General features: G+C 74.6%; 6 protein-coding genes. 4 read left to right on the forward strand and 2 right to left on the reverse strand.

The window, feature by feature from the left end; genetic code table 11:
- Positions 1–16: 16 nt before the first annotated feature.
- Positions 17–2,539 carry a hypothetical protein gene (locus ACFVYK_RS27765; RefSeq protein ID WP_389778711.1) on the reverse strand — a complete coding sequence of 841 codons (2,523 nt, stop codon included), beginning with the start codon at positions 2,537–2,539 and terminating at the stop codon, positions 17–19.
- A 389-nt stretch (positions 2,540–2,928) separates the two neighbouring features.
- Between ACFVYK_RS27765 and ACFVYK_RS27770 the strand changes: the two genes are divergently transcribed.
- Positions 2,929–3,759 (forward strand): DeoR/GlpR family DNA-binding transcription regulator, encoded by an 831-nt coding sequence (locus ACFVYK_RS27770; RefSeq protein WP_389778697.1) that lies wholly within the window; start codon positions 2,929–2,931, stop codon positions 3,757–3,759.
- A 51-nt stretch (positions 3,760–3,810) separates the two neighbouring features.
- On the forward strand, positions 3,811–4,281 hold the full coding sequence (locus tag ACFVYK_RS27775) for an SRPBCC family protein (protein ID WP_389778699.1): 471 nt from the start codon (positions 3,811–3,813) through the stop codon (positions 4,279–4,281).
- A gap of 55 nt (positions 4,282–4,336) precedes the next feature.
- Here ACFVYK_RS27775 and ACFVYK_RS27780 read toward each other — a convergent pair whose 3' ends face one another.
- Positions 4,337–5,461 carry a PLP-dependent cysteine synthase family protein gene (locus ACFVYK_RS27780; RefSeq protein ID WP_389778701.1) on the reverse strand — a complete coding sequence of 375 codons (1,125 nt, stop codon included), beginning with the start codon at positions 5,459–5,461 and terminating at the stop codon, positions 4,337–4,339.
- A gap of 344 nt (positions 5,462–5,805) precedes the next feature.
- Between ACFVYK_RS27780 and ACFVYK_RS27785 the strand changes: the two genes are divergently transcribed.
- Positions 5,806–6,129 carry a hypothetical protein gene (locus ACFVYK_RS27785; RefSeq protein ID WP_389778703.1) on the forward strand — a complete coding sequence of 108 codons (324 nt, stop codon included), beginning with the start codon at positions 5,806–5,808 and terminating at the stop codon, positions 6,127–6,129.
- A 212-nt stretch (positions 6,130–6,341) separates the two neighbouring features.
- Positions 6,342–6,878, forward strand: coding sequence for an ATP-binding protein (locus ACFVYK_RS27790; protein ID WP_389778705.1), 537 nt, complete (start codon positions 6,342–6,344; stop codon positions 6,876–6,878).
- Positions 6,879–7,091 lie beyond the last annotated feature (213 nt).

Raw genomic sequence — 7,091 nt, forward strand, 5'->3', positions numbered from 1 at the left:
GCGCGCGCCGCCCCGTTCACGTGCGCCGCACGGGGACTCCGGCTCGCAGCCGCCCCAGCAACAGCTCGCGTTCCTCCGCGAACGCGGGATCCGCCGGGTAGTCGGAGTGGCCGAGGACGGGCGCGAGCAACGGGTGGTCCGTGTCCCGGCCGTACGCCGACGGATCCGCGAGCGGCGGACGGTCGACCTGCGGGCCGCAGCCGTCGCCGGACAGCCGGACCGGGCCGCCGATGGGGTCGGTGAGCCGGTAGAGGTTGCGCCAGCAGGCGACGTCCTCGTGCAGCGCGGCGAGCGCGGCCGGGCCGAAGTGGGCCGGGAACCAACGGCCGTAGAGGCGCTCGATCGGGGAGCCGTAGGTGAGCAGGGCGACCCGTTTGCGGTCGGGGGGCTGGAGCTGCCAGGCCGCGGCGGCCGCCAGGACGCTGCCCTGGGAGTGGCCGGAGACGACCAGCCGGCCGCCGGTGGCCCGCGTCCAGGTGACGATGCGCCAGGTCAGGTCGGGGACCGCGCGCTCGGCGTAGCACGGCGGGGCGAAGGGGTGCGCGGCGCGCGGCCAGAAGGTGCCGACGTCCCAGAGGATGCCGATCGTGCGCCGCGCCGAGGCGTCCTTGTAGGCGCGCCGGCCCCAGGTGACGAACAGGACGAAGCCGAGCCCGACGAGCCAGGAGCCCAGGGCCTGCGCGGTCTGCGCCGCGCCGTGCACGAACGGCTGGGCCGATTCCCCGGCACGGGCCGGTGTGCGGCCCGTGCCGAGGGAGCCGACGACGGCTCCCGCGCCGAGCAGCAGCGTCGCGGTGGAGACGACGGCGACGAGGAGCGGGCCGCGGTCGGTGAGACCGGCCATCGCGCGGGCGCGCGCGATCCGACGGGTGCGGGCGGGGTCGCCGTGCCGCAGGCCGTAGTCGCGGAGCACCTCGGCCTGTCCCGCCCGGGTGAGCAGCCAGGTCCGGCGGCCGAGCAGTGCGCACAGCACCAGCAGGACGACGAGCAGCACCGGGATCACGGACGCCTGCCAGGTCAGCACCAATGGGGGGCCGTCGAGGCCGGTCCCGGTGCCGTCCAGCCAGTCCGACACCCGCTGTGCGACGCCTGCGGACATCACCCCGCCGAGCGCACAGGCCAGCATCGCGACGGCGGGCCCGCCGAGCCCGTGCAGCGCGCAGCGCTCCAGCCGGGCGGCGGCGCTCTCCTCGATCCGCCCCGCCTCGGACACCCCTGCGGACCGCGCCGCGGACTCGACGCCGGGCGGGTCCGGGTCGGCCGGCTGCGACTCCCCCGGCGAGCCGCCGGCGGCCGCGCCGGCCTCGCGTGCGGTTGGGGCCTCGCGTGCGGCCGGGACCTCGCGCAGGACGACGGCGAGCGCTTCCGCGTCACGCGACACCGACACCCCCCGCAGACCGACGCCGGTCCCCTCCGGGGCCTTGGCCGGGGACGCGAGCCTCCCGGGTGCGGCCGCCTGGCCGCCGTCCGCCGGTGTGGCGCGCTCCTGCGGGCAGCGGTGCAGGAGACGGGCGACGACCGCGAGGGCGACGACCAGCGCACCCTGCGCGAGGGCGAGCGCGCCGAAGGCGGCGTCCCCGGGCAGGCGGCCGTCGGAGCGCCAGCCGGGGCGGTCCCAGCCGGCGTACACCAGGGCGAGGACGAGCAACACCAGGGCGGCCGACGGCAGCCGGCGCACAAGGTGGGCGTCGAGGCGACGGTCGAGCCGGTGTTCGCTGCGGCCCCGGCGGCACACCACCCACACCGTGGCCAGCGCGCCCGCGGCCAGGGAGGCCGCCAGCAGCCGGCCCAGGCCGTCGAGCAGGGGCGGGCCGCCCGGTCTGCGGTCCTGGCGCAGGGCCGCGGCGCCGACCGCCGCGGCCACCGTCAGCAGCCCCGCCGCGGTGTGCGCCGCGCGCAGGCGCGCCACCAGCCGGCGTCCGTACCAGAAGCCGGGGCGGCTGAGCGCGGTGTGCCCGGGGCCGTCCTCCGGTTCGGGTGCGCGGTCCAGGGGTTCCTGCGACTCGTACGCCCGCCAGGTGCGGTGCGAGAGGTACCACAGGAGGCCGACGAGCGCGGTCGGGACCACGGCGGCGAGGGCCAGCCGACGGCCCGGCAGGCTCCACCAGCCGTCGTTCGTGGTCGTCGGCGACAGGAAGCCCAGCCAGGTGTGACGGCGCGCGCACGCGCGCGTGCCCGCGCACTGCCAGGCGGTCAGATCGAGGGCGACCTCGCAGGCGGCGGCGACGAGCAGCACCGTCAGGCTCAGCGCCGCCAGCCGCACCAGCAGGCCGTACAGACGCACCGTGCGGGTGCGTTCGCGTGCGGCGGGGCGCATCCAGTGGACGAGGTTGACGACCATGAACGGCAGCAGCAACAGCCACAGGGCGCGGGTGCCGTCGCCCGAGGTGAGATCGGACCACACGTAGGCCTCGGGGACGGGGGCGTCGCGGCGGCGGTCGTCGGCCGGGCGGGTGTCCGCGGTGACGTCGTCGGCCCGCCGGTAGACGGCCGCCGTGTCGTCGCCGGCGATCCGCACGGTGCGTGGATCGTTCAGCATCTTCTCGGGCGTGGCGCCGCCCACGCCGTGGACCAGGAGTTCGAGGGCGGCTCCGCCCCCACCGGCACGTTTCACTGTTGGCACTTCCCCCGTGACACGTCTGCGACATGTGTCCGTGCGGAAGTGAGGATCGCCGCTCGGGAGGCCTGATACACCTCCCGTCACCGAATCTCCCCGGCCCGTGCGAAGGACCGTGCGAAGACCGCGGGAGGGACCGGGCGGGCGGGACGAGAATACCCTGGGTGACATGTCCGCGACGGGGTGGTGGCACAGCGGTGAGCGGGCCGTGCGAGGATGGGACGCCCGCACACCGCCGTCGGCCGGAACAGCCTCGTCGGAGCAGGTGAGCGGGGCTGTCGGACGGCATGAGGGAAAGGACCGGAGCGTACGTGAGTGAGAATCAGAACCTCCTCGCGGAGCAGCGCCGCGCCCTCATCCTGGAGGAGGTTCGTCGTCGTGGCGGTGTCCGGGTCAACGAGCTGACCCGCAAGCTCGGCGTGTCGGACATGACGGTGCGCCGTGACCTGGACGCGCTGGCGCGCCAGGGCGTGCTGGAGAAGGTGCACGGCGGCGCGGTCCCGGTCATGGAGGCGAGCACGCACGAGCCGGGCTTCGAGGCGAAGTCGGGCCTGGAGCTGACCGCCAAGGAGGACATCGCCAAGGCCGCGGCGGAACTGGTCACCCCGGGCAGTGCGATCGCGCTGTCGGGCGGCACGACGACCTACGCGCTGGCGCACCATCTGGTGGACCTGCCCGATCTGACGGTGGTCACGAACTCGGTGCGGGTGGCCGACGTCTTCCACGTGGCCCAGCGCACCTCGGGCCCGCGGCAGGGGGCGGCCACGGTCGTGCTGACCGGCGGGGTGCGCACCCCGTCGGACTCGCTGGTGGGGCCGGTGGCCGACCGGGCCATCGCGGCGCTCCACTTCGACGTGCTGTTCCTCGGCGTGCACGGCATATCGGCGGAGGCCGGTCTGTCGACGCCGAACCTCGCGGAGGCCGAGACCAACCGGCGTCTGGTGCAGTCGGCGCGGCGGGTCGTGGTGGTCGCCGACCACACCAAGTGGGGTGTGGTGGGGCTCAGTTCGTTCGCCGCGCTGGATCAGGTGGACACGCTCGTGACGGACGCGGGGCTGCCGGGCGCGGCGCGCGCGGAGATCTCCGAGCAGCTGCGACGCCTGGTGGTCGCGGGCGAGCCCGACGAGGGTGCAGACATCTGACGGGGCCGCGGCTAGGGTGACCCCCCATCGACCCAGGGGGTTCGTGTCGCCATGGCCCGACGTCTGCGCCCGGAGGGGCTCGACTTCGTCGAGGCCGCTCCCGTACGCATGGTCTTCGCCCGCGAGGTGTCCGCTCCGCCGGAGCGCGTCTTTCGGGCTCTCGCCGACGATGTCCCCGGCTGGGCCGAGTGGTTCGCGGCGGTGTCGGCCGTGCGGCCGCTGGACGGCGGCGCGGGCCGTGAGGTGCGGCTGCGGGGCGGCGTCCGCTTCCGGGAGACGGTTCTCGCGGCGCGGCGGCCGGAGCTGTACGCGTACCGCGTGGACGTCACCAACGTGCCGGGGGTGCGGGCGCTGGTCGAGGAGTGGCGGCTGACGCCCGCGGGCACGGGCACGCGCGTGCGATGGACGTTCGCCACCGACGGGACGACCGCGTTCCGGGGCGCGGCGCGGCTGGCCGGGCCGGGCCTGGGCCGGTCCTTCCGGGACGCCGTCACCGCCCTGGACCGGCGGCTCTCGGTGTGAGCCCCGGTCCGAGCCTCACCTGACGCGTCCGAGCGTCATCCGATCGGGCCCGGCGTCATCGCGGCCAGACGCCGGTGGCCAGCAGTGACTCGATCGCGGCCGTGTAGGGGGCGATGTCCAGCCCCTGCTCGGCGAGCCAGGCGTCCGAATAGTACTTGTCGAGATAGCGGTCGCCCGGGTCGCACAGCAGGGTGACCACGCTGCCCTGACGGCCCTCCGCCACCATCTCGGCGACGATCTTGAGCGCGCTCCACAGTCCGGTGCCCGTGGAACCGCCCGCCTTGCGGCCGATGGCCCGCTCCAACGCGCGCACGGCGGCGACGCTGGCCGCGTCCGGGACCTTCATCATCCGGTCCACGGCGCCGGGCACGAAGCTGGGTTCCATGCGGGGCCGGCCGATGCCCTCGATGCGGGAGCCGCAGTCGCAGGTGACGTCCGGATCGCCGGTGGTCCAGCCCTCGAAGAAGCACGAGTTCTCCGGGTCGGCGACGCAGACACGGGTGTCGCGCTGCGTGTAGTGGATGTAGCGGGCGAGGGTCGCCGAGGTGCCGCCGGTGCCGGCCGTGGCGACGATCCAGGCGGGTTCGGGGAACCGCTCCGACTCCAGCTGACGGAAGATGGATTCGGCGATGTTGTTGTTTCCGCGCCAGTCCGTGGCCCGCTCCGCGTAGGTGAACTGGTCCATGTAGTGGCCCCCTCCGTCTGCCGCGAGGCGGGCCGACTCCTCGTACAGGGTGCGCGAGTCGTCGACGAAGTGGCACCGGCCGCCATGGAACTCGATCAGGCGGATCTTCTCGGCGCTCGTCGTACGCGGCATGACGGCGATGAAGGGCACGCCGATCAGCTTCGCGAAGTACGCCTCGGACACGGCCGTCGAGCCGCTGGACGCCTCGATCACCGGGCGGTCCGGCCGGATCCAGCCATTGCACAGGCCGTAGAGGAACAGGGAACGGGCGAGCCGGTGCTTCAGGCTGCCGGTGGGGTGGGTCGACTCGTCCTTGAGGTACAGGTCGATGCCCCAGCGTTCGGGCAGCGGGAAGAGCAGCAGGTGCGTGTCGGCCGAGCGGTTGGCGTCCGCCTGGACCTTGCGGACGGCCTCTTTCAGCCAGACGCGGTAGGCGGTGTCGCTGCGGTCGACGTCGAGCGTGGCGCCGGTCCTGGCGGGCGGGGAAGTGGTCACGGCGGGGCTCCTTCAGGCTTCGCGCCGACGGCGGTCCGCGCGGCCGACGTATCGATCATAAACACCTTCCCGACCCTCCTCACCTGCATAAACACACCTTTGACGTCCTCAAAGCCGGCCCTGGGGAGCGGGTGGGGGCGGGTGGGGGGCGCATTCGCGCGAGTGCTCCGGACGGGCGCGCGGGGGTGTCGTGCGCACTGGTGCTCGACGCCGGGCGCGGGCAGACTGCACCGGGCGGGGCGAAGGTCCCGGGCGGGGTGGAAACCTCGGCCCGGACACGGGTCCCGGTCGGGGGCGCACACCGGATCAGGGGAGAGAGATCGATCGCGAGGGGGCGGGAAAGCATGGCGGAGCCGGAGTTCACGGCTACGGGCGTGCGTATCGGCAAGCGGCTGCGTTCGCTCACCCGGGCCGGCCAGGTCCGGATCAACGACGGCAGGCTGGAGCTGCTGACCAGCTACGGCAGCGAGATCGACAGTGCGCCCGTGCAGGCGGTCCGCGCCTCCAGGCCCTGGTTCGCGCCGGAGGACCGGGCGCTGGCCGACCTCAACGGCAATCGGTACCTGCTGACGCTCGGCGACCACGATCCGGCGCCGGGCGAGCCGGGTCCGCCGGCGGCGCGGCGCTTCATCGAGGCCGTGCGCAGGGCGGCGGGTCGCGGCGGCTGAGCCGGCGCGGAAGACGGTGAGCGGCGGTCGGACCACCGCGAGTTGCGGGGTGGGATCGGCTGCGTCACTCTTGTCTCACGTCACTCTGGGTTTACCGGCGATAACGCTGCGAACCAGCCCGCCGGCCATGACAGCAGGCGGCCGCCTTGCGCAGACGCCCTGCTCGATCCGAACTCCGTGTTCTTCCGGACCTCAGTCGGGGAGTCGCAGCCGTGATCACCAACCCAAGCAGGCACTGCATGGTGGAGCTTCAGGCCCTGCCGTCGCGGATCGGCCAGGTCCGCAGAATCGTATCGGCGCAGCTGCGCTACTGGCATATGGACCCGCTGATAGACCGCGCCGCGCTCGGTGTGACGGAGCTGCTGACCAACGTCCACCTGCACGCCCAGCCCGACAAGACGTGCGTCGTGGAGATGGAACTGCTGCTGGACCGGCTCACCGTCTCGGTGCGCGACCGCGACCCGCGACTGCCGGTCGTGGGAGCCCTCGACCACGAGGCCCTCGCCACCTGTGGGCGGGGACTGGCGATGGTGGCCGCGGTGAGCGAGAGCTGGGGCGCCCGGCCGGACGGCGAGTCCGGCAAGGTCGTGTGGTTCACGCTGCCGGCGCTCACCGCCACGCGCGATCTGTCGGCGCGGCCCACCCGACGCGCCCCGCGCGAGCAGACCGCGCCCCTGTTCGCGGAGGTCGTCTCCGTCGACGATCTGCGGCCCGCACACGCTCCCGCCCGGCCGGCCGCCGTGGGCTGACCGGGCGGTGACCGCCGCGCAGCGGCCCGCGCCCGGTGCGACCCGCCCCCCCGCGGGCCGGCCCCCGGGCGCGGGTCGCTGCGCGGCGCGCCCCCGGAACGCGCCGGCGCCCGGCACATCGGAGCCGGAGGTGGGGGGCCGCACCGGCCCCCCCCGCGGCGCCACCGGCCGGACGGCCCCGGGGCAAGCGGTGGGACCGGGCGAGCCGCGGGT

This window comes from Streptomyces sp. NPDC058291 (assembly GCF_042880855.1).
Lineage (GTDB): Bacteria > Actinomycetota > Actinomycetes > Streptomycetales > Streptomycetaceae > Streptomyces.

Coding starts and splice junctions, on each gene's coding strand:
- ACFVYK_RS27765 (WP_389778711.1), bottom strand. CDS start 2,539: ATGCTGAACGATCCACGCACCGTGCGGATCGCCGGCGACGACACGGCG.
- ACFVYK_RS27785 (WP_389778703.1), top strand. CDS start 5,806: ATGGCGGAGCCGGAGTTCACGGCTACGGGCGTGCGTATCGGCAAGCGG.
- ACFVYK_RS27775 (WP_389778699.1), top strand. CDS start 3,811: ATGGCCCGACGTCTGCGCCCGGAGGGGCTCGACTTCGTCGAGGCCGCT.